This is a genomic window from Alteromonas sp. G4i13 (assembly GCF_054960505.1).
In genome coordinates this window covers 89,937-111,692 of the sequence record NZ_JBHNYX010000013.1, presented here as the reverse complement: position 1 = coordinate 111,692, position 21,756 = coordinate 89,937, and the positions used below count along the sequence as shown (strand labels likewise).

Sequence of the window (21,756 nt, the reverse complement as noted above, 5' to 3'; positions counted from 1 at the left end):
GTTGAACGTTGATGTGCAGCAAAGATCAACAGGCCCCAGTCCGAACTACTTGGCGCTTACGTGATAAGCGCAGGGCTCTTTGCCCCTTTCCTAATGCTGTGAGCTTGTCAATTTTTCATGTACGGTCTCAGGGCTTAATTTAATAGCGAATGCTGACAAATTGCATCGTACATGGCATCGTATAATGGTTTTTATTAACCGCGTCGTTCAATGCGCTTCGATTTCTAATACGGGGCTACGGTAAGACGTCGCAATAAGGCACAAGTCTTATTCAACGAGGAGTTAAAGTGGTACCTTATATTCTGACTATTTTGTGCGTGCTAGTGGCAGGCGCTATTCATTGGATGTCGCCGAAGGCTTATTGGAAAGCCACTATCATGTCGACCGCCGTTATTTTACTATTTTCTGTAGCGGCATTGTTTATCTTTAAAGCATCAGGAATGCTGGTTAGCGAGCACACTGGCGAGAATGCTGATTTTTCTGGACAAATGCTAACCATCACCACAATGATTGCCTTCTTCGGTTTCTTAATATCACTGTTTGTAGGTTGGTTTCTTCGCGTAGTCAGAAACTAATCCGGAAAGCAAAACCACATAGTTTGCGAGGCTGCACCATTTTGGCGCAGCTTCTTCCCTCTCAACTTCCCTCTTAACGCCGCTAACCTTCCCGTCCCCCTTATAAAGTCACCTTAAGCAAAAGTTCCAGCCGCACCACACCCCGCTATATGTCAGCACTCCGGGCGTTTTTGTTCACTCTAACGCTTATCTTCATTAATTCTAATAAACAGGGCATAAGTGTTGCTTGGTACACGTATTGCTCTGCTGAGTGCAGGGGCTAAGAGCAATGAGTTTCAAAAAACGTTTCGCCAATAGATGCACTCATCAATAGAAAATTCGAAACGTGTGTACCGAAGATTAGCAGGCCTTAACATGCTTCATGAACCAGAACAGACCATTGCGCTTTGTAGCGACGCCACTAAGCGCTTTTTGCTAGCGGCCAAGCACGCTGAAATAACCGTGCTTGAGCAACTATCTAGTAATTGTCGAATTGTAATTGCCGTTCGAGAACTCATTCATGAACTGCAAAAAGAGCGTGGGGCCAGCAATATCTTTCTTGCTTCAAAAGGCGAGCGTTATGCCGCTGAGCGAATGCAGTACGTCAGTGCTAGCGAGCAAGCGGAGTCAATGTTGAAAAGCCACTTGAAATCTCTCTACCTGACAGATGAGATCACCACGGGTAACCCGCGGTTGTTGAGCAGCATTACACTTGCTATGCAGGCGACAGACTACCTGCCCAGACTGAGAGAACAGGTAAGCAAGCAGCTGCTGACACCACTGGAATCAACACGAGCATACAGTCGTCTAGTTGCCAGTTTACTTACGGTTATTTTTGAAGCGGCAGATATTGCAAGCGACCCAACAATCACTCGCTTATTGGTTGCACTGTTCAACTTTATGCAGGCAAAAGAATACGCTGGGCAGGAGCGGGCGTGGGGCGCTATTGGTTTCGCAGAAACTCATTTCGATGTTCGCCTTTGTGAAAAGCTGGCCGCGCTTCAGCATGCCCAAGAACATCACTTCAGTATATTCTGTGAGTTTAGCTGTAAGCCGCATAAAGATGCATTAGACGCGTTGAACAAAAGCCCTGCTGCAATCGATATTACACAACTTAGAAATATGATTGCACAGCTTGGTGACGGCAGTCCCATTGCCGGAGAAATATCGGAAGTTTGGTTTGATGTAGCAACACGTCGAATGGATGCAATGCAGACTATCGAAGTGGCACTCACTGAGGCCCTTACTCAGCAAGCTAACAGTAAAGTGGCCGATGCAAAAAATGAGATGGCCAATCATCAGCAGTTGCTTACGCGCTTCAATGATGAACACGCTACTGATGGCTCACCGCTCACCTTATTGTTCGATCCAAGTATGCCTGGACTCGCGGAAGACACTAAAGAAGACGAAATCAAAACACTATCACTTAACGAGCAAACGAAGACTTTATCTGCTCACCGCTCTTTTTATGATTTACTGCGTTCACAGGCTCAACACATAGAAGATATGGGTCGGGAGCTCGAAGAGGCCAAGCGTGCAATACAGGAACAAAAACTGATTGGGCGAGCAAAACTGGTAGTAATGGAGCAATTCGGATTAAGCGAAAATAACGCGTATCGTCGACTGCAAAAACAAGCTATGAGCGAAAATACGACCATAGCGGCTATTGCCGCTAAGATCGTAAATATTACAACGAAAAACTCAGTAGGAAGGTAAATTCCGGCTCAACACAAATTCCGACTTTTTGTGCAACGCCCTTTAATAGGCTTCCACTACAGAATATTTCCAATGTATCGATTTATTTAAGTGCGAATACTTGCTCAACTGGAATAGCAAAATATCCGGCAATTTTTAGAGCAATAACTACCGATGGTGTGAAACGTCCGGTTTCCACGGTACTTATAGTTTTTCTGGAAACACCTATCGCATCAGCTAACTCTTGCTGAGAGATTTTATGTTGCAATCGGAGCTTGTGAATGTGGTTATCTAAATCTTCATTCATCTGGCTCTTCCTCGCGCAACTTCCACAAAATGGATGTTCCATGAGCAGCCGCGGCTACACCAAGTAAGACTTGAAGAGCATTGGTAATCTCAAAGGGAGCAATTACTTCTACAAACCACCTACTGTCCCCCCAAAAAGCGAGAATCAGTGTGCCGAAAATCAGTATATGACAGGTAATGCGCAAGCTAAATGAGCTGACGTAGTCCACATATTCATCGTCAAATGTTAGTGTCCAAAAACCCAACCGGGATATATTTTTGGCAAACTTCGTTGATTTAATACCTAATGCTACGCAGTAAATAGCACTTGCTAATGAAGCTACCTCTAATGCCCAGTAAATAACTGAGTCTGTATTGCCAATTACAGCTAATGCAACGTGGAATAGCACAAATAAAGCTAAGGCGAGACTGACTTTACCCGTGATTGTTAAATACTCTTGTTCCGTCTCTGGTGGTACCAAAATTGATGTTGCCATTTTTAAATTCCCTATTATTAACGGCGCATTGATGCCGATTAAAGCTCACTGCGTTCTAATGTCACATATGATACCTAAACGGATCATATGTAACCCTTAGGTATCAATGATACCCAAAGGTTACATGAATGCAAGTTTTTTATGCAACACACGTGTGCCGCGTTTACTGTAAATACGTTCTTTCGTAATTTTTTCGACGATAGGTACAGAGGAAATGCCGGGATAAATTGGCTAATTCGTAATGCTTTACTGATAGTATGAATGCAGAAATGAACAATGTATTGTTGTGCAGAAGAACGTTTATTATGGCTTTGATTAATCAAAGTATAGTCTGAAACATTGCGTGCCAATTCGTACAAATATGTACTGCTTTCCAGTTATTTATGAACTTTCAACAAAGGCCAAACAGTAAGCCAGTTCTTAGAAGCAAGTCGCGGTTTAAAAACTTCGGGCCTTGGATATTTTGGGTTAATACTTATGGTGCCGGCGAAGTTTGCTTCCAAGCCAAATGGCGCGAGTATGTCTAAATCATCATTGGCTAAAAGACGAACCGCAACACAGGTTTCTCGTTCTATCCAATAAGAAATAGCGTCGTGGCAATTTTGATAGGGAGCGTGCTCGTGAGCTACGTGCATACGCGCTTGGTTTTTAACTTGCCAATTAGCTTGAGGAACCATACGCGCTAGCTCGCGTTCTATGGCTTGTTCTTGTGCTTTCAGCCCTGGTTTAGCAGCTGCAGAATTTGATGAGTAAGCTTGCGGTTGAGGTACTGATTCCAATGTATTATCGGCACTCGCAACACTTTGCGGCGGATTAATTTCACCACTAAAGTAAATCACATCAATATCGTTAAGCGGAGTTGGTGTCGCTCTTGCGTGTAACTCATCCCATATGGCATTTCGAACAAATCCAGCACCAATGTACCCTTGCGGTAAATCGAGCGCTCTCAAAGCGCGAAGGCAACGCATGCGAAAAGGATCCCGCTTAATAATGTCGCCTAGCCGTTTGAGATCTTGCACGTTTAACCTTCGCCTTTTATACGCAGTTTGCGTTTCCACTTGATGATATAAAAGCAAAAGGCAGCCATACTGCCACCAGCAAACCACCCTGCAATAATGTCGCTAGGCCAATGCACGCCCAATAAAATGCGGCTTAAGCCAATACAAAATACAAGAAAGGTGGCTGCCATGTAGATCCACACTTTTACTGAAGCGTTTTGCGTGAAGTACGTTAACAAATAGGCGATATAGAAATAAACAAGCGTAGATAAGGTAGCATGTGCAGAGGGGAAGCTTTGTGTATACACACTTACATCCTGCATGGGCAGCGGAGGACGAGGCCTGTCGATGCCAGCTTTGAGTAAGAAAGTCGTTGCGATCCCCACGGCAACAGCAATCAAAAAAGTCAGTGCCTTTTTCTTTTCACCGGCCATCGCCAAGGCTCCGGCAACTGAAATCGTGACAAAGATAAGTGCCGTATTACTGCCTAACGCGGTGATATCGCGAAGCGCGTCTTCTTTCCAACCCGATACATTGCCTGCTTCACTAATTACATTGAATAACGCATCGTCAAACGTAGTCAGCACGCCCATGTAGACAAACAACATCATAAGCAAAAAACCGGTGCCAAGTAGTAACACCTGAATAGAGGGTGTTTTAATGATGTCTAAGTAAGAGGCTAGCGCGCCGCTGTTTTTCGTTTCACTGCTTGTCATAAATCTACTTCCATTTAGTACAAAAAGAGCGTTATTGGTCGTGCTTGCTACCACCTAGGCAGTTTGGCGATACCATAGATTGCCCACCTCGAGCTTCCCACTCTGTCGGCGTATACGTGTGAAGTGCCAACGCATGAACAGGCCCCTGCAGCGCTTCAGCCGCAAGACCGTTAATTTCTCTGTGTCTCGCTATTAAGCGCTTACCCTCAAAAGCATTACTCACTACCGTTACTTTGAAATGACTCTGAGCCCCTTCTGGAACATTGTGCATAAAACTCTCATCTACAACCTCGAGAAAACTCGGATTAAGTGCAGCTTCAATCGTAGTTTCCAGAAACGCTTTTACTTGCATTTGGCTTACCTTGTTCTGTGAATAAGATGTCGGAATGTAAGATTAATTCTACCACCGATAGGCTTAGCCGTCTTCGCAATACCGTGCACATAATGACTTTGTGTTGTTCCTGCCATAATTAATACACTGCCGTGCTCAAGCACCTGCGTATACTTTTCCTTTGTTTCTTTGTGCTTAAAAACAAAGGGCCTTGCTTCACCTAAGGTGACGGATGCAATAACCGGGTTTATACCCAACTCAGGCTCATCATCTGAATGAAAGCTCATGCTATCTTGTCCGTCACGATACCAATTCGCTAACACACTGTTGAACTTTGTATTTTGGGTTGCAGCACATAACGCTTCACAACAATCTTTAATACTTAAAAGGCTGTTCGTCCACGGATTTGGCGACATGGTTAAATTCGAATAGGTATAGGTGCAATCGTCATCGCCGTGCCAGCTCTGAAGGCGGGGAATTTTTACCGGCTTGCCAAACAATCTGATCGAGTCCTGACGCCAGGGTAACTCGGCCTTCAGTGACTCAAAAAAAGTATCTGCATCATTTTTTGATAGCGCCTGAGGAAAATAAGTGACATCGCCCTCTGACAGCGGGAGCTTATGAGATGAGCTATTGTTTTCTGGGGTCTCGAAAAGAGAAAACTGCATGCGTAACTATGATATTTCCGGTGATTTTTAATTTTGGCTATGGGCACTTGATCTCAAAAGTGCTTAAACACACTTTTGAAGTTCCCCTAATTACACCTTAATTACGCATGCATTGCTAATGTGGATTTTTCTGCGAGCTATAAAAGTGATTCTTCCACCATTGCATTGTCACCATCAACATTGCACGGCATAAGAATAACACGTTATTGGTTAGAGCCGCGTAGCTGATATGATAAGATAGGCGACGCGTACATAAACCAAATAGGCATTCCCAAAAGTATGTGAGTGCTTTGAGCCTTCTCTGAAAACAGACTCCAATGAATACAGAATTTATTTTTGCCGACCGACAATTCTCGCTTATTCGCTACCCTGAAAAGCACCAGCACATAAGCCTTCAAGCATGGGATAGCGCTGATGAACTCGTTATTGAGCACATTGAGGGCTTACTAAGTGAAGCGTCGCTTTCAATTGGCAGTGGTGACAATGAAGGCACAATGATGATTTTTAACGACGATTTCGGCGCGTTAGGTTGTTGGTTTTCGCACTTAGCACCTTACTGGGTATCTGACTCCTACATATCTTTGCGATCACTCTCTGAGAATTTAAAAGCCAATCATTTACTGGGTAATGCAGAAACGAGCAATAAAAACGGCCTGCTAACCGCGCCGCTGAAAACCTTGACTAGCGTGCAAAGCTTAACGTTTAAGCCAGAAAAGGCGCCGAGTCTTGTTGTGCTGAAGGTCCCCCGCGCCCTTGCACTTCTTGAACAGCAGCTTATTGATTTACAAAAATATATAACACCTGACACGCGTGTTATCGCAACCGGTAAAGTGAAGACCATCACAAAATCCGTACTCAACCTATTTGAACGATATATTGGCCCCACCACCACGTCCCTTGCCAAGAAGAAATCGCGGCTTGTGTTCGCTTCGCCTCGTGAGTCAATAAAACTATCTGACTCGCCCTATCCGACGCGCTGGCAGTGTAAAAGTACGATGGGAACGGCGTTAACTATAGACAATCTGGCGAATACGTTTTCCCGACAGTCATTAGATATAGGCGCTCGCATTATGCTTGAACATATGACGGTGAGCGCTAATGATGTGGTGGTAGATTTAGGCTGCGGCAATGGAGTACTGGGGGTTAATGCCCTTTCTCTTGCCCCTGATGCCAAAGTAATATTTGTGGATGAGTCGTATATGGCATTAGAAAGTGCCAGACTCAATGTGCTCAACAACTTCCCGGATAAAATTGATCAATGTGAGTTTGTTGCAAGTAATTGCCTTGAAACATTAATCAATAGAGAGAATAAACCCGCTGTTACCAAAATTCTGTGTAACCCACCGTTTCATCAACAAAACGCAATCACTGACCATATTGCATGGCAAATGTTCACTGATTCCCGGGACGTACTTATTAAAAGCGGTCACTTAGTTGTGGTTGGTAACCGACACCTCGACTATCACATTAAACTTAAAAAGTTGTTTGGTGGCGCTAAGGTACTTGCGAGTGACAAAAAGTTCGTTATCTTAGGCACTTCAAAACGCTAAGCGATTAAAAAACGTGCGCGAATTAAGGAAAACATTTAAAGGCGTTTTTATGAAGAAAATACTTTTATCACTGCTGACCGCCATCATGTTAATAGGCAGCATTTCACCCGTTATGGCCAAAAAAGACGATGGGTCTCAGGTTCAGCCAGATAACTATTACCCTCGGGTGAAAATAGAAACCACCATGGGCGATATTGTGGTTGAACTGGACAGAAGACGTGCGCCAATTACCGTAAATAACTTTCTTCGTTATGTGGATAAGCGCGCCTACGAAGACACCATTTTTCACCGCATCGTGCCTGGTTTTGTTGTGCAAGGTGGTGGTTATACGGCAGACTTCAACGGCAAGTCGAACTTTCCAGATATCTTCAATGAGTCTGGTAACGGTTTGACTAACGACCTGCACACCATTGCAATGGCAAGACAAGGTGACCCGCATACCGCAAACCGACAATTTTTCTTCAACGTGAATGACAACAGCAGCTTAAACCCCGGAAGAGACTGGGGCTACGCGGTTTTTGGCGTAATTGTTGAAGGCGAAGATATTGTTGATGCCATGTCGGAAGTAGAAACTGAATATTCGATTCGCCTTAACGCGAATAACGTACCCATTGAGCCGATCATTATTAAAAAGATGACCGTGTTACCGCCCTTATAGCGATTAACAGATACTAACAGCCATAAAGAGCAATGCTTTATGGCTGTAATTCCAACCTGAACAAATGCTGTTTTGGGAACGTTTTGTCGAAGTAAAAGCCCTGCTTGTTAAATCCTAAGCGCTGTAAAAGCTTCTGCGACGCCATATTTTCTGGGTGCGTCATGGCTGTTAAAAAACGATAGCCCTCAGAGGCAGACCACGCTATAACACACTGACATGCCTCATAACATATACCCTTGCCTCTTGCTTCAGGCAGCATGGCAAAGCCTAAATCTGGACATTCAAATGCAAAGCGATTGAAGAGACCACAAACCCCTAACGGTTGTTTGGTTTCGGTTAATTCGACAGCCAGCAGGCCATATCCCCACTCTTCGCGCTGCGCATTTGTTTTGCCAATGTAGTCACACGCATCGTCTACTGTATGGACATTTTTACTTCCAATGTATCTAAGCCATAGCGGGTCCTGCTGCAGCGCAAGTACCCAGTGTTTATCATCAAAAGTAAGCGGCCGTAGCGTTATTTTATCGTTTGTAAAAATAGCGGTGTTTGTGTTCACACTAATCCTTTTAGCAAAGTTTTTATGACGCGCATGTAGTACTCGCTTTTGTACCTCTACATTTGAACGTATAACTAGAAGTAAGACCTAAGGCAAACACTATCTCTTTGATAGAAGCCTGTCTATGTGCTCAAAGTGGTCTGGGTTGACCACTGCCGCGCGGGGGTACTTTGGGTTCGCTCTGTCGTTTACTCTTGGGTGCTCCCACAACGATGTATGGACGATAAATCGCTCGGCTTCCTCTATACCACCGTGCTCTAAGCATCCACTCAAGCATGTATCTACGTACGTTTGATGTACGGGATAGGCGTCATTTGCCTGTGTACAGTCGAGTGTTTCGCAAATCCAAAAGGTAAATTGTGCAAGCACATCGTCTAGAGACGCAGAACCCTTGTGTTGATGAAAGTTGAGTGCTTTAGCGCTTACTTCGACAAACCGATAGTCTTTTTCTCTCTCCTGTAAGGCAGGGTTAATTTGTGTTGGGATAAGCTGGGCGTTTAATTTGCAATGCGCATTGGCCACGGCGCCAACGTAAGTCTGTTTTTCATGAAGACTACGCGTCACCCATGCCCTTTCGAAGCCTGAAACCGTCACAGAGATCCCTGGTGTAAAAATGTTGGAGTAGCGCTCTCGGCTGTCTTTGCTAAGTAAGCTTCCATAACCTAACACCATGTGTTTTTCGGTTTGCGTACTTAACCAATTCGCTATGTCATTCATTTTCACCTCTACTTCACAACCGCTCGACGTTTACCATCTTAAGCATGTTTATCTTTGCAGTTTATTCAACTGGAAAAAATCGTACTGACCACTTTCCCCTAGTATAAAAAAAGGCGATGTACTGAGAGCCCCAATACATCGCCTTGTATACCGCAGTGGAGTTGTTTAATTAAAACAACGCTCTCACACCCATAGTAAAGTTTCTACCTGGAAGCGGTGCTTGGTCTTTTAAGAAAGATGTATGAACACGGGCTTCCTCGTCAGTTAGGTTTTCACCGCGCGCAAACACTACCCAGTCAATGCCCTGTGTGCCAAATTCATATTGCACGCTTGCGTTAACCAAGGTGTAACCGTCGGTTGCAGTCTCAAATGACGCAACTTCATTTTGGTCGTCGTACCACGTAAAGCCCACGTCAGCACTTAAACCATCGTTCACGTAGCTTAATTCACTACCAAAGCGCATAGGCGGCGTGCGCGGAAGGTTGTCGTCTTCAATTTCTGCGCGGATATAGTCACCAAATACGGTTAAGCGTAGCGTGTCTGATAAATCAACGTAAGTTTCTGCTTCGAAGCCCCAGATGTCAGCGTCAGCCTGTTGGAAATAATAAATTGGCAAGCCTTCTTCATCGCCGTGTTCATCATGTCCATGCTCTTCGTGTTCGCTGAGCGCAATTAAGCCTGTGCTTGTTTGGAAGATATAGTCATCTGCCTGATTGTAGAAGAAAGACGCACTATAGCCCCAGCTACCGGTAAATTTACGGAAAGTAATATCTAGGTTGGTACTAACTTCTTCTTTTACGCCTTTAAGTGTTTCTTCGATATGGCCTTCTTCATCCATATCAAATACTAAACCCACTTCGTAGCTTTGGGTTGCTAAATGCTGGCCAGCAGAGAAAAGTTCTTGCTGACTAGGCGCACGCTCACTGCGTGACAACGTAACGGCAACCGAGTGACCTTCCTGGTATTCCCAGTTAGCGCCCGCTGAAAGCGATAGGCTGGTAAAGTCGTAGTCAGGGAAGTTGAAAGCAACAGCATGCTCCTCGCCTTCATGCTCATCATGCAATACGTCAAGTTCCACTTCGCTGGCATCAGCATCTAATGTCGTTCGCTCTAGTCGGCCACCAAGCTCAAAGGTTACATTACCTACTTTCTTTTGTTCTATAAGATAAAGTGCGTAGCTCGATGTAGTATTAGCTGGGGTAAAGGCTTCTTCGCCCACGGCATTGTAATCGCTATGATTAAACTGTAGCCCGAATACGCCGTGCCAGCCGTTCACTTCTTCGTGATAAGCAGACAGGCGAATGTCGCTCGATTCATTTGTGAATACCGTGCCTGGCTCACCGTCTTCAATCTCAGCATGTTCGTAATCGGTGTAAGCTGCGGCAAATTTAAGGTTAGTTATTCCTTCAAAGGGTGAATGCCACTCACCGGCTGCTTGATAACGGGTCATATCTACATCAAGTAACACGCCTTCTTCAGCGTGTTCTTCATGATCATGTTCTTCAAGATCGTGGTCTTCGCCCTCATGCTCTTCCTCACCATGAGCATGGCTATAGCCAGGTACGCCATATTTGTTGTCGAGTTGTTCAACAGCGAAACCGAAGTAGCCTTCTTCGGCCACGTAAGATAAACCTGCAACGACGTTACGCGTCTCCATTGCGCTGCTTTCTAGCACACCGTTTGGTTCATCTTCATCGGGGTCGATAGACGCAAAGCCCGGAATATCCGCGTTATCTGTATCGCGATAAAACCCGTCGACATGCCATGCAATATTGCCACTGCCACCCGTTACATCTGCACGGGTATACGAGCCGTTATTCACTGTGCTATAGCTAGTTTCAGCTTCGCCTTCTACGCCGTCTATCTGATACTGAGGAATACGTTTGTCAACCACGTTAACCACACCACCAATAGCGCCACTGCCGTATTGAAGCGTTGCAGGACCGCGAAGTACTTCCACCTGCGTTGCACTTGAAAGTGTGGTGGCAACATTGTGATCTGGACCTACTCGAGATACATCAGATACATCCAAACCGTTTTGAACAATCTTTACGCGCGGGCCATCATTACCGCGAATAACTGGGCTGCTTGAAACCGGGCCAAAATAAGTGCTGTGCACACCCGGAGCGTTTTTTAGGGTTTCCCCTAAGGTTGGTGCTTCTATTTTACGTAATTTTTCAGCACCAATTACTGTCACTGGCGTAACAGATTCCAGTACTGATGATTGAAGCGCATTGGCGGTAACCACGATATTTTCGACGGATGCAGGCTTTAAAACGAAATCTACATTTTGATCCGTATTTACGTCGCCTAAGTCGTTATCACCATGAATGTAGTTTGAAGAATAAACATGTAAATGAATATGTGGCTGCTTTACATCGTCAAAACGGTAAATACCATTTGCATCGGTGTATGCTACACGGCGGCTGCCTTCGATTTTTACTTCAGCCCCTGCAACAGGTTGCCCTGCCGTGTCGGTGACTTTTCCCGTTACTGTGGTGGCATACACAGGCGCACTTAACAGCCCTGCTATGGACAAACTTAGCAGCGAACGCATTTTCATGGGTATCCCTCTGTGGATGTTATAACATTATTTAGTGATGTTATAACATTTTAGCCATTACCCATTGCTTGTCAACCGCTGCTTTACTCACTTAATCTTATGTTTTTGCAATTTAATCGGACGCGCCTACTGGAACCCAAGGTTTAAGCAATTCATAGCTAATTGGGCACGAAGGTACTAAGCCCTACTCACAGTGAAATTGATCACTCCTTGAATATGCTTCGCGTTGATTTTAAGCATTAACAGCCTGTCGATGCCCAGCGCCACACCCGCACACGGTGGCAAACCTGCGTCAAGCGCACTTAAGAAATTCTCATCAATGGGCTTAGTGGGAAGGCCATGTTCTTCGCGCTTTCTGTTATCCGTTTCAAAACGCAGCCGCTGCTCTTTTGCTGCACTTAACTCATGAAAACCGTTAGCAAGTTCAGCGCCTTGGTAATACACCTCAAAGCGTTCGGCAACCCGTTCATCAACTGGGCTTAGTTTGGCAAGCGCCGCCTGAGAAGCAGGGAAATCGTAGATGAAGCACGGTTTTTCGTTACCGATTTTAGGTTCGATTACATAGCTGAATAACAGTTGTAACTTGCTGTCATAGCTTAGATTTTGCGGCGCGTGAATATCTATGTTCTGCTCTTCCATTACCTTTAGCAAAACGTCGTTATCAGCACTTAACGGGTCAATATTTAAAAAGGTTTGAAAAGCTTGCTGATACGTCATCTTGTCGGCTGGAGCTGTCGCCAGTGTTTCTTGCAATAAAGCGTCGACCTCTTCCATTAATGCAAAATGATCAAAGTCCAAGCGGTACCACTCTAGCATGGTAAACTCAGGGTTGTGCCAGCGGCCTTCCCCTTCATGGCGAAACGCTTTGCACACTTGATAAATACTACCGCTGTCAGCGCATAGTAACCGCTTCATGGCATATTCAGGTGACGTTTGAAGATACAGCGTAGTTGGCTTACCGGATGAGCCAAAATTGAATTGTGTATCGAACGCGTCTAAATGCTCATCGGTAACCGTACCGTTTGAAAGTAAAGGCGTATCTACCTCTAGAACGTTTCGTGCGTAAAAAAACTCACGTATTGTTCTGAGTAATTCTGCTCGCGCAACACGCGCTTCATGAGTGGTAGTAGGCTGCCAAGATTGCATGTGTCCAAACCTAAGAAGATTAGCTAAAACAAAAAACCGGTACACAAAGGTACCGGCTTTACACGTAAACAGAATGCGCGATATGCGCTTAATACCAATCCGCATAGATCATTGCCCACTCAGAAGGCGCTGGCAAGCTTCATAGCGAAGCGTGGGAATGCAGGAATGTGTTCCCTTTCAAATTCCCAGAATGAAGCTAGGAAGCTTGCCAGACCTTCCCGAAGGGCGAGTTTAAAATGTCCGTACTCTTTGTTGTGTCACCTTGATGTAGAACCACTATACCTGCGGCAACACGCCGCGATTACGAACATTTTAACTCTCGCTGAGAGGGTAATTATCTATGCGGACTGGTATAAGATATTATTTTTGTGCGCGAGACACGTATTCGCCAGAGCGCGTATCTACACGGATAACTTCGCCTGTTTGAACGAATAGAGGAACGCGGACAACTGCACCAGTGCTAAGCGTTGCTGGCTTACCGCCAGTACCTGCTGTATCACCTTTAAGACCAGGATCAGTTTCAGTGATTTCAAGCTCAACGAAGTTTGGTGGCGTTACTGTGATAGGTGAACCGTTCCACAGTGTAATGGTGCAAACGTCGTTTTCTACCAGCCACTTTTTATTCTCACCCACTGCTTTTTCGTCTGCAGCGATTTGTTCGAATGTATCGTTGTTCATAAAGTGGTAGAATTCGCCGTCGGTGTACAAGTAGGCAAGCTCCGTATCCATTACGTCAGCGCCTTCTACTGATTCACCTGAGCGGAAAGTTTTTTCTAAAACTTTACCTGAAATAAGCTTGCGGATTTTTACACGGTTAAACGCTTGGCCCTTACCCGGCTTTACGTATTCGTTTTCTAGAATGTTGCAAGGTTCGCCGTCCAGCATGATTTTCAGGCCGCCTTTGAACTCGTTAGTGCTGTAATTAGCCATAATTCCTCTGTCTAAACATAAGGTACAAAAAGTTTCGTGGAACAAATAATACCTAAAAAACCGATTTCTGTAGAGCATAACTGGCAAAAAGAATTAGCAAGTAGCTTTACTGATCCTGCAAAGCTATTGCAACACTTAGGTTTAGACCAAGAAAAATACGCACAACACATCAAAGCACGTCGTCTTTTTCCTATGCGTGTTCCACGACACTTTGTGGATCTTATGGAAAAAGAAAATCCCAACGACCCGCTGTTTTTGCAGGTCATGCCGCTCAGCGATGAATTCCTAACATCACCCGGTTATAGCAAAGATCCGTTAGACGAGCACGACACCGCAGGCAAAGGCATACTGCACAAATACGATTCTCGCGTGTTGTTAATGGTTCGCACCGGCTGTGCAGTAAACTGCCGTTACTGTTTTCGTCGCCATTTTCCTTACGCCGACAATGCGGTAAGTAAGCACCAATGGCTTGATGTGCTTGAATATCTTCGCAGTAATAACAAAATTAATGAGGTGATTTTTTCAGGTGGCGACCCACTGATGGCGAAAGATGATCATTTGTCGTGGCTAGCCAACGAAATTGCCGCTATTGCCCACATAAAACGCCTGCGTATTCATAGCCGTCTGCCGGTAGTGCTACCAGAACGAATTAGCCATGACTTTGTTGAATGGTTTACGGCCTTGCCGCTTCAGAAAGTATTGGTGCTGCATGCAAACCACGCGAATGAGATGTCAGAAACGCTAAAATCCCGATTAAACACATTACGAGAGAGAGGTGTGATCCTGCTCAATCAGTCGGTATTGCTAAAAGGCGTAAACGATTCCGGCGATGCCATAAGTGACTTAAGTGAAACGCTGTTTGAGGCTGGTGTACTGCCCTATTACTTGCACGTATTAGATAAAGTGCAGGGTGCAAGTCATTTTTATGTCAGCGACGATGAAGGTCGTCGAATCATGAAAGAAGCGATAAAGCGCTTGCCGGGCTTTTTAGTGCCAAAACTGGTGAGAGAAATTGGCGGTCAACCTGGCAAAACGCCTATCGACTTACATCTGCATCCGTAACTTACGCGTAGGTATCAATGTTGGCGCCTAACGCGGGGTTTGAAGATGACGTTTTTGGTACGTCAGCGGCTGATTCCAGCAGCTGAAGCGACGCTTTTCCCTCTTGCTCTTGCTGGCTTTTTGCCAACTTAAGAGAGGCCAACTCAAGTGACGCACCGGACGTTCCAGAGGCACTAGCACCTTGTAGATCCATACCATTTTCCTTTGTTGCTTGTAGCAAAGTAAAAAAATGGGCAGAATTGCCCACCCTTACGATGTGTTGAGTGTTACGTAACCAGCAAATTCGTTAGTGAACCGCAAGCTTTGTAATTTACAACATCGTTAAGTTATCGGCCTTGAAAGACGAAACTTTAATCATTATTTATCGTGATACATTCGGCGTAGCATAATTGATAGCTGCGCAATATATATGAACATTAAGTGTGCGGCTAACGCGTGCACCGGATTACATTAGAAACAAAAGGCGTGACCATGCAACAGAGCCAAGAGATGCAAGCTGTCCATCAACAACTTCAAGAAACACTTCAAACGCTGCACCGCAAAGCTGTTGATGCCGACCAAATACTAGATAGTTTACAGCGCGATCAAAAAGGGAAGTTTGCAGCCGTTTTCGCAGATGACAGTGGGTTTAGCACATCAGCAAAACGCTTTGGTCCATATGTTCAAGAGATTGCAAATGACTGGCAATCGCTAAAGGAACTGGATGATGATGCGGCCAAACAAGCCCTAGCGCCATTAGTTAAAAAAATAGAGTTGGCGCTGGTGACCATTGCGCAATTTCAGCAGTCTCTTGCCAAAAAGTAGTGTAGAACTTCAAATGAGTAAAACAAAGCCCGCTTTCATAGCGGGCTTTTTATAGGTTGGCTTCTTACTTTCGGCGAACTCTCACGCGCCTTACCGCTTATTTTTGATAAAGCGGTAGCAAGGCAATTCTCCGCTTAATTTCCTGCACTTCTTTCAAATAGGCTTCACTGTCCACCCGCTGATACTGCTCGGTAAATACTTGCTTACTTAAGCCTTCGGGCAGCCCTTCAATAGGCGGGATGATTTCAAGTTCACTTTGAATGCGCGCAATCGCATTTTGCACTTCCATCGCAGTATTTGGATGGGTAGCAACCTTTGCAAATTCAGTGCCCGACATGTCTGCCGCCAAATCCACAAAGCTATAGCCCGAACCACCATTGCCCCGGTCCATAAGCTCTTTAAACTCGCCAATTGCCAAGGACATACCTTGTTCAGCCATTAACTCTAATGCAGCAGAAATAATAAAGTGACGAGCCAAATCGTTGCGCTTGTGCAGCACAGCCCCTCTGCGAGGCTTTAACGCCTTATCGGCATCTGGCTGTATGTCGCCCACCAGAGTCCCAACACGATGATGCCCAACGTAAACCGCTAAAGCGAGGATTACCGCATTGTTATGCAGTACTGCATCTTCAGGGGTTTGGCTTTGTTCTCGCGCCCGTGCCATCCCTTCACGCAAGTATTCAATAAGAGATACTGGTTTATTTGATAAGGCTATTTCTCTACCAGACAAATAACGTAAATAGTATGCAGATAGCTGCTGAAGCTCGGTCTGTTCGCTTACCGACATATTCGACGCCACTACGTTTAACTCGCTTAGCAGCTCATCTAAACGCCCAACATCAAGGGTAAGTTCACCGCTTCTCATGGTCACACGCTCAACCCGCGATAACGCAATGGTGGCTATCTCTGATTGCGTATAAGAGTTTACCGTACGCTCTAGAAAACTAAGTAAAAATCGACCTGGAATGGTTAAGTCGCCAACTTGAACTTGCTCTATACGCAAGCTATCGCCAGGCAGTACTAGCGCTGATGCATTAACATAATACCCCGTACTGTTAATAGCGTAAGTGATGTTAATGGTTCCCGCCAATGGGGTGATATTCACTACGCCCTTAAAGTCAGGCAGTGCGCGCTGTAACACACCCACTAAGCTTTCGACTTGGGTTTCGGTGAGCGTAACTTGATGGCCTTCTTCTCGGCGAGAAAACGCTTGCTGCAGTTGGCCGAGCAATTCATTAACACTGTCAGCACCATCTAGTTGTGTGGGCGCTGTAGATGCAACTAAGGGCTGTTTTTGTACAGCCAAAATAGTTACCGCCGCTACGCCTACAACGAGCAGAACTACTATGATGGCAAGAGTAATTAAAAGCCATTTAACGCTACGCAAAATCATGAGAAATCAGCTTTACCTGTCATAACAATTAATAAAAAATAGGTTAGCGCCTTAAGTGCTCTTCGTTGTATGGCAAATAACACTATGCCCTAAGGTGCTGGTTATACTACGTTATCTATTTTCGCGCCACCAGCGGCAAGTGGCACGACAAGTCGCCAATTGATCACCACCGAAAACGCTATAAAGTGACTTCACAGTCCACCCAGTCTTTCAGACTTGTATACCGCACTGTGGCACCAGACAGGTCATGATACTTCGACAATTCCGTGGGTATCACTACGCAGGCTAGGTTTGCAGCAAGTGCCGCTGTCATGCCGGTTTGCGTGTCTTCAATTGCCACACATTCACCGGGTATTTTTCCTAGCTTGTCCATTGCAAGCGCGTAACAATCAGGTGCTGGTTTGCTGTTTTCGACATCTTCCACGGCAACCACGCAAGAAATATAAGCACTTAAACCATACTGAGATAAGGTTTTTTCCACCGACTTTTTACTTCCCCCAGTCACAATGCCAATGGTGTAACCTTTGTTTGCACAATGTTCAATGGTTTCTTTAGCAAACGGCATTAAGGGAAAAGCTTGTTTATCTAAGTAGTCGCTAATGCTTTTGTGTTTTTGCTCTGCTAGCACCTGCGGTGCGACATCAATATTAAAATGTTCGACAAGGTCAACAGCATTTTGCTTTACTGGAATACCCGCCATCACTTCACAATAAAAATCTTCGCTTAATTCAACATCGTACCCCAGCAAAATGTCTTTCCACAGGTCAAAATGTACGGATTCTGAGTCAATAAGGGTACCGTCGTGATCAAATAATAGCGTTGTGGTTTTGTCGCTTACCGCTAGCTGGCGGGTTGATGAAGAAACTGAGTGCAATGCCAAAATAAACCTCCTTGCTAGTTCAATACCGGTTTTGAAAACATATTGGGTGTCATCGATACCGAAAAAACGATAACACCTTTAGCCCCTGCTGCAGTGCTTTGTTAATAGTGATTGTTTGCATGCCATATGTCAGAACATGCCAGAACAGTGCCAGTCCTGTGATACACTGGGGCATTCACGAGCTAGAACATTTTCAACGTGGAGCAAATTGGGTGCTTTACCACATTTTAGGCTTTGCCAGTGCCGCGCTGTTTTTACTGACATGGTTAGGATTATGGTCACAAATTAAGGCCATGACGCGCTTTCAAGTGCCCGTTTCTAGCGAAAGTGACGATGCTAACCACAGTCTGTCACTTAACCAGTTTGGCTCTAGCTATTTTGCCTTTTTCTCAATTTTCCTATTTGGCATTTCGGTAGAGCCTTTCAACCATTACTTGGTGTGGACACGATTTGGCGCGCTCATACTTACGCTCATTATCATTTGGAAAATATGGCAACACAGGCGCACTACAATTTCAGGTTACGTTGCCGCTGTTGCTCTGCTAGCTCTCATTGGTGGCACACTTTCCATTGCTTTTCGCCCTTTCCCAACGCTTGCACAGCTTGGCGCAAATACCTTAATGCTGGTCGTTACCGTTATCTTATTTCAAGGTTCACTGCACCAGTGGTTTGTACTGCAGCGCAGACAAAAAGTGGGGTCGCTGTCATTTGCGCTGTTTCGCAATATATTGATAAAAGACGTTAGCACTTTATTGTTTGGCCTAACAATGCCATTAAGCCAAAGCTGGCCGCTACTTATCCTAAACGGCACCAGCGTAATTATGCGTGGCAGTATTTTATTGCAGATGCACAAACTAAAACGCCGAGAAATTTCCGTATCAGGATAGTATCTCGGCGTTTTCGATTTGCTTCATGTAGCGATAAGACTGCTTGTCTAGCGGTCACTTGTTTGTACAGCGTTATCAATACACGCTTCTATAAATAAGCACGAAAGCGGCGCGTTTCTGCAATCTACAACGCCTGTTAGTTAAACCATAAACTGACAAAACTGATCATCTTAACCATAGAAAAATAATGCATCAAAAAACCTCCCAGGCAAAGAATTAAAGCATAATATGATAAAAACAAATAAAATTAAAACCACAAGGTAAAATCATGCTTGAATAAAATTCAAGCAAACAAGAGCTTTTCTCTGACTTCATCAGACCACGCCGCCTGCTTCAGCTTACCTTTCATACTGTCTTTAATAGGATTCAAGCGTGCTAAATTCATTGCAAAGCGGCGGAAGGTCGCCATATATTCGGGCGCATCGCCGCGTCTGATGCGGGAATCGTCCTCTCGATACGTCATATCCAGTACCCAATGTGATGCATTTTCTATCGACCAATGGCTACGAATGGCTTTCGCAATTTGAGGTAAGTTAACCTCCAAGGAACTGATGTAATAAGCGGTCTCACTCGTTTCCTTGTCTTTAAGGTAGCGTTTTCGGGTGACTTCAATGACCGACTTCATATTCGTCCAGCCTTGGCTTTGCGTCAACCAAGGCGTAATGGGTAGCTGAACGTAGGTACGTTCCTCGATGCGTCCATGACCATCATTGGTTAAAGTCAAACTGTTTACTTTGACATCTTGAGGCGAATCACGCCGTGTCTTGTGGAAGTAAGCCGCTATTTCCGTTGCAAGTTTACCTTGGTTATTCTTGACTTGCAGAACATAGTCGCCGCCTTTTGCATTAATGGCTTTAGCGACCTTCTTCAGACAATGCATGGCATCGGCAGTGACAATACTGCCTTTTAACTCCAGTAATTCAATCAATTCCAGTACCGTCGACACTTCATTTTTCTTACCCTTCGATTTACATTGTGCGAGGACTAAACCTTGTTCCACCGCGTAGGCAGACACGCTGTGAAGGGCGGTTTTCCTATCACCATCGAATGAATGGCGAAGCGTTTTACCATCAAACGCAATCACGGGCTGCCCTTGGTCTTCACGGATTTCATTCACCCAGCTAATGAAGCACGTTAGCAAGGCGTTGGGCTCTAGCGAGCTGATAACACGGGCAATAGTATCGTCGACGGGTACACCCTCTTTAAAGGCCCTGAACTTACGCAACCAATCCAGTTTGCTGTCCCCAAATTGCTTAATGTCTTTCCATCCTTCAGCACCAGAAAGAATGGCCACCACGGTGAGAAAAATCACATCAAGTAGGTCATGCTTCTTATTGATATGAGAGCGTTTATCTTCAAGTGACTCAAAATGGGTAATAAATGACATCTGTGCTAGCCTAAAAAGCTAGATTTGATCACAGATGCGCTAGTTAACGCAAGTCAGAGTATGATCTTGCCCTGATTAAAACCATAAGTTGACAAAATTAATCCTTGAATACTGATTCACATTTACTTCCCACTTTCCTGTAACCATCATTGCAGAACCAATTCGAGCCAGATACCCAAGCATTCTCCGGTACTGATAGTTTTTCACATCTATTGCTCACTTTTCTATAACCATCATTACAGAACCAACTCGAGCCAGATACCCAAGCATTCTCCGGTACTGATAGTTTTTCACATCTATTGCTCACTTTTCTATAACCATCATTACAGAACCAATTCGAGCCAGATACCCAAGCATTCTCCGGTACTGATAGTTTTTCACATCTATTGCTCACTTTTCTGTAACCATCATTACAGAACCAATTCGAGCCAGATACCCAAGCATTGGCTGGGATCTTTGACGACGGGCTTTGAACAGGTTCATCAAAACCACCTGGCCGTTTTTTAACCAACTCAGATTTGACGTATTCCAATATCTCTAGTAATTCTCTGTCCGGAATACCATCAACGGTATGTTCGGCAGCTTGTTGAAACGATTTTATTGCCGCCTGTGTTGTTTTACCAAACAAGCCATCAACTCTATCAATCTCATAACCAAACCCAGCTAGCAATGTCTGTATTTGTCTTATAAGGTCGGGGTCATACTGCTGAGTAAGCTTGGGGTTAGGTCCCGAGAGCGTATGAGTTGAATTAGTAGTAACCGCTCTGAGGTCAGGAGCATTTAACTCGTTCTCATAAGTTCTCGCTTCTCGTTTCGCTTCTTCCTGAATTTCTAATTTGTGAGGTGCAACATCCCTCTCCGCTCTTGTTTGAGACCCGGACCTATACCGGTAACTACCACAACGACTATTGTAATCATTCACCAAGGAATTAAATTTATCGATCCCCGAATTAGAAGAGAAAACATTCCGCATAGCATCAATTCTAATGCCCTCTCTGATACACCAACGGATCTCTGATACGTTTAAAATATTGTTAGTACCAACAGATGGTTTAGTATAACTGAGTTGCGTTGGGACGGATGTAGGCCTTGAATCGGGAACAGGCTGTGAAGAAGATTTGGGTAAAGGCTTAGGACTCGTCGTATTTCGATTATTACTCTGCGTAACTATCCACAATAAAAGTGCAATTACCGCAACAATGATAAAGTATTTCTTATGACCACTGCGTTCATCACTGGTACTAACTTCCACTTTTTTCGTCGGCTCAACTGTGCGAGTTTGATTAGAAGCGTGGCCCGAACCAGATGCTTTATTGACTTTTTCTTCCCCAGCGCCGCTTTTTAATTTGGATTGCTCAGCTTTAATCGTGTCGCCAACATCCGAAGCCAATCCAGATAATCCTGAAAAGCCTTTTTTGGTTTCGCCATCATTATTCATACTTACTTTAATTCCATTTGTTTCCTCGAAACACCTAGTGT

23 protein-coding genes are annotated in these 21,756 nt (G+C 44.7%); 7 read left to right on the top strand and 16 right to left on the bottom strand.

Translation table 11 applies throughout. The features are described 5' to 3' along the window. Positions 1–287: 287 nt before the first annotated feature. Positions 288–575 carry a hypothetical protein gene (locus tag ACFI6J_RS08680; RefSeq protein ID WP_014948232.1) on the top strand — a complete coding sequence of 96 codons (288 nt, stop codon included), beginning with the start codon at positions 288–290 and terminating at the stop codon, positions 573–575. A gap of 354 nt (positions 576–929) precedes the next feature. Then, a complete protein-coding gene (locus ACFI6J_RS08675; protein ID WP_069943732.1) occupies positions 930–2,270 on the top strand; it encodes a nitrate regulatory protein in 1,341 nt (446 codons plus the stop codon). Between the two features lie 82 nt (positions 2,271–2,352). Here the strand turns inward: ACFI6J_RS08675 and ACFI6J_RS08670 are convergent, their stop codons facing one another. The 6 genes from ACFI6J_RS08670 to ACFI6J_RS08645 all read right to left on the bottom strand — a co-directional run bounded on the left by ACFI6J_RS08670 (position 2,353) and on the right by ACFI6J_RS08645 (position 5,744). Continuing rightward, complete coding sequence (locus ACFI6J_RS08670; RefSeq protein WP_462586040.1) at positions 2,353–2,556, bottom strand: helix-turn-helix transcriptional regulator; 204 nt, start codon at positions 2,554–2,556, stop codon at positions 2,353–2,355. Then, positions 2,549–3,031, bottom strand: a complete 483-nt coding sequence (locus ACFI6J_RS08665) for a hypothetical protein (RefSeq protein WP_462586038.1) — start codon at positions 3,029–3,031, stop codon at positions 2,549–2,551. Before ACFI6J_RS08665 ends, ACFI6J_RS08670 begins: the two co-directional genes overlap by 8 nt. Positions 3,032–3,408: 377 nt before the next feature. Next, the gene (locus tag ACFI6J_RS08660) at positions 3,409–4,050 is read right to left on the bottom strand and encodes a nucleotidyltransferase family protein (RefSeq protein WP_462586036.1); all 642 of its coding nucleotides are present in this window, start codon (positions 4,048–4,050) and stop codon (positions 3,409–3,411) included. 2 nt (positions 4,051–4,052) lie between these two features. Beyond that, positions 4,053–4,745 carry a phosphatase PAP2 family protein gene (locus tag ACFI6J_RS08655; protein ID WP_014948227.1) on the bottom strand — a complete coding sequence of 231 codons (693 nt, stop codon included), beginning with the start codon at positions 4,743–4,745 and terminating at the stop codon, positions 4,053–4,055. A 31-nt stretch (positions 4,746–4,776) separates the two neighbouring features. Further along, entirely contained in the window at positions 4,777–5,097 is a 321-nt protein-coding gene (locus tag ACFI6J_RS08650) for a BolA family protein (RefSeq protein WP_061439501.1), read from the bottom strand. A gap of 5 nt (positions 5,098–5,102) precedes the next feature. Next, positions 5,103–5,744, bottom strand: coding sequence for an alpha-ketoglutarate-dependent dioxygenase AlkB family protein (locus ACFI6J_RS08645; protein WP_416022447.1), 642 nt, complete (start codon positions 5,742–5,744; stop codon positions 5,103–5,105). A 317-nt stretch (positions 5,745–6,061) separates the two neighbouring features. Between ACFI6J_RS08645 and ACFI6J_RS08640 the strand changes: the two genes are divergently transcribed. Together ACFI6J_RS08640 and ACFI6J_RS08635 are read left to right on the top strand one after the other, a co-directional pair. Beyond that, complete coding sequence (locus ACFI6J_RS08640; RefSeq protein ID WP_462586035.1) at positions 6,062–7,294, top strand: methyltransferase; 1,233 nt, start codon at positions 6,062–6,064, stop codon at positions 7,292–7,294. 49 nt (positions 7,295–7,343) lie between these two features. Beyond that, positions 7,344–7,952 carry a peptidylprolyl isomerase gene (locus ACFI6J_RS08635; protein ID WP_080986480.1) on the top strand — a complete coding sequence of 203 codons (609 nt, stop codon included), beginning with the start codon at positions 7,344–7,346 and terminating at the stop codon, positions 7,950–7,952. A 37-nt stretch (positions 7,953–7,989) separates the two neighbouring features. On the opposite strand, the gene ACFI6J_RS08630 is transcribed toward ACFI6J_RS08635, so the two are convergent. The 5 genes from ACFI6J_RS08630 to efp form a co-directional block, all read right to left on the bottom strand. Beyond that, a complete protein-coding gene (locus tag ACFI6J_RS08630; protein WP_061439496.1) occupies positions 7,990–8,508 on the bottom strand; it encodes a GNAT family N-acetyltransferase in 519 nt (172 codons plus the stop codon). Positions 8,509–8,607: 99 nt separating this feature from the next. Then, positions 8,608–9,225, bottom strand: a complete 618-nt coding sequence (locus ACFI6J_RS08625; protein ID WP_061439494.1) for a hypothetical protein — start codon at positions 9,223–9,225, stop codon at positions 8,608–8,610. 169 nt (positions 9,226–9,394) lie between these two features. Beyond that, positions 9,395–11,788 (bottom strand): TonB-dependent receptor, encoded by a 2,394-nt coding sequence (locus tag ACFI6J_RS08620; protein ID WP_061439492.1) that lies wholly within the window; start codon positions 11,786–11,788, stop codon positions 9,395–9,397. Positions 11,789–11,965: 177 nt separating this feature from the next. Continuing rightward, positions 11,966–12,934 carry an elongation factor P--(R)-beta-lysine ligase gene (gene epmA, locus ACFI6J_RS08615; RefSeq protein ID WP_061439490.1) on the bottom strand — a complete coding sequence of 323 codons (969 nt, stop codon included), beginning with the start codon at positions 12,932–12,934 and terminating at the stop codon, positions 11,966–11,968. 360 nt (positions 12,935–13,294) lie between these two features. Beyond that, positions 13,295–13,864 carry an elongation factor P gene (gene efp, locus ACFI6J_RS08610; RefSeq protein ID WP_014975647.1) on the bottom strand — a complete coding sequence of 190 codons (570 nt, stop codon included), beginning with the start codon at positions 13,862–13,864 and terminating at the stop codon, positions 13,295–13,297. Between the two features lie 36 nt (positions 13,865–13,900). On the opposite strand from efp, the gene epmB reads away from it, so the two are divergent. Further along, positions 13,901–14,926 (top strand): EF-P beta-lysylation protein EpmB, encoded by a 1,026-nt coding sequence (gene epmB / locus ACFI6J_RS08605; RefSeq protein WP_462586032.1) that lies wholly within the window; start codon positions 13,901–13,903, stop codon positions 14,924–14,926. A gap of 1 nt (position 14,927) precedes the next feature. Here the strand turns inward: epmB and ACFI6J_RS08600 are convergent, their stop codons facing one another. Then, positions 14,928–15,119, bottom strand: a complete 192-nt coding sequence (locus ACFI6J_RS08600; RefSeq protein WP_014978283.1) for a hypothetical protein — start codon at positions 15,117–15,119, stop codon at positions 14,928–14,930. Positions 15,120–15,397: 278 nt separating this feature from the next. Here ACFI6J_RS08600 and ACFI6J_RS08595 point away from each other — a divergent pair, with 278 nt between their 5' ends. Next, the gene (locus ACFI6J_RS08595) at positions 15,398–15,730 is read left to right on the top strand and encodes a hypothetical protein (RefSeq protein WP_239239832.1); all 333 of its coding nucleotides are present in this window, start codon (positions 15,398–15,400) and stop codon (positions 15,728–15,730) included. 97 nt (positions 15,731–15,827) lie between these two features. On the opposite strand, the gene ACFI6J_RS08590 is transcribed toward ACFI6J_RS08595, so the two are convergent. Next, positions 15,828–17,123, bottom strand: coding sequence for a hypothetical protein (locus ACFI6J_RS08590; RefSeq protein WP_069943720.1), 1,296 nt, complete (start codon positions 17,121–17,123; stop codon positions 15,828–15,830). A 178-nt stretch (positions 17,124–17,301) separates the two neighbouring features. Continuing rightward, entirely contained in the window at positions 17,302–18,003 is a 702-nt protein-coding gene (locus tag ACFI6J_RS08585) for an HAD family hydrolase (RefSeq protein ID WP_462586029.1), read from the bottom strand. Positions 18,004–18,215: 212 nt separating this feature from the next. On the opposite strand from ACFI6J_RS08585, the gene ACFI6J_RS08580 reads away from it, so the two are divergent. After that, positions 18,216–18,890: a hypothetical protein gene (locus ACFI6J_RS08580; RefSeq protein ID WP_014975642.1), complete on the top strand. Its 675-nt coding sequence runs from the start codon at positions 18,216–18,218 to the stop codon at positions 18,888–18,890. A 283-nt stretch (positions 18,891–19,173) separates the two neighbouring features. Here ACFI6J_RS08580 and ACFI6J_RS08575 read toward each other — a convergent pair whose 3' ends face one another. Beyond that, entirely contained in the window at positions 19,174–20,277 is a 1,104-nt protein-coding gene (locus ACFI6J_RS08575; RefSeq protein WP_462586028.1) for an ISAs1 family transposase, read from the bottom strand. A gap of 97 nt (positions 20,278–20,374) precedes the next feature. Further along, a complete protein-coding gene (locus tag ACFI6J_RS08570; protein WP_462586026.1) occupies positions 20,375–21,715 on the bottom strand; it encodes a peptidoglycan-binding domain-containing protein in 1,341 nt (446 codons plus the stop codon). Positions 21,716–21,756: the final 41 nt, after the last annotated feature.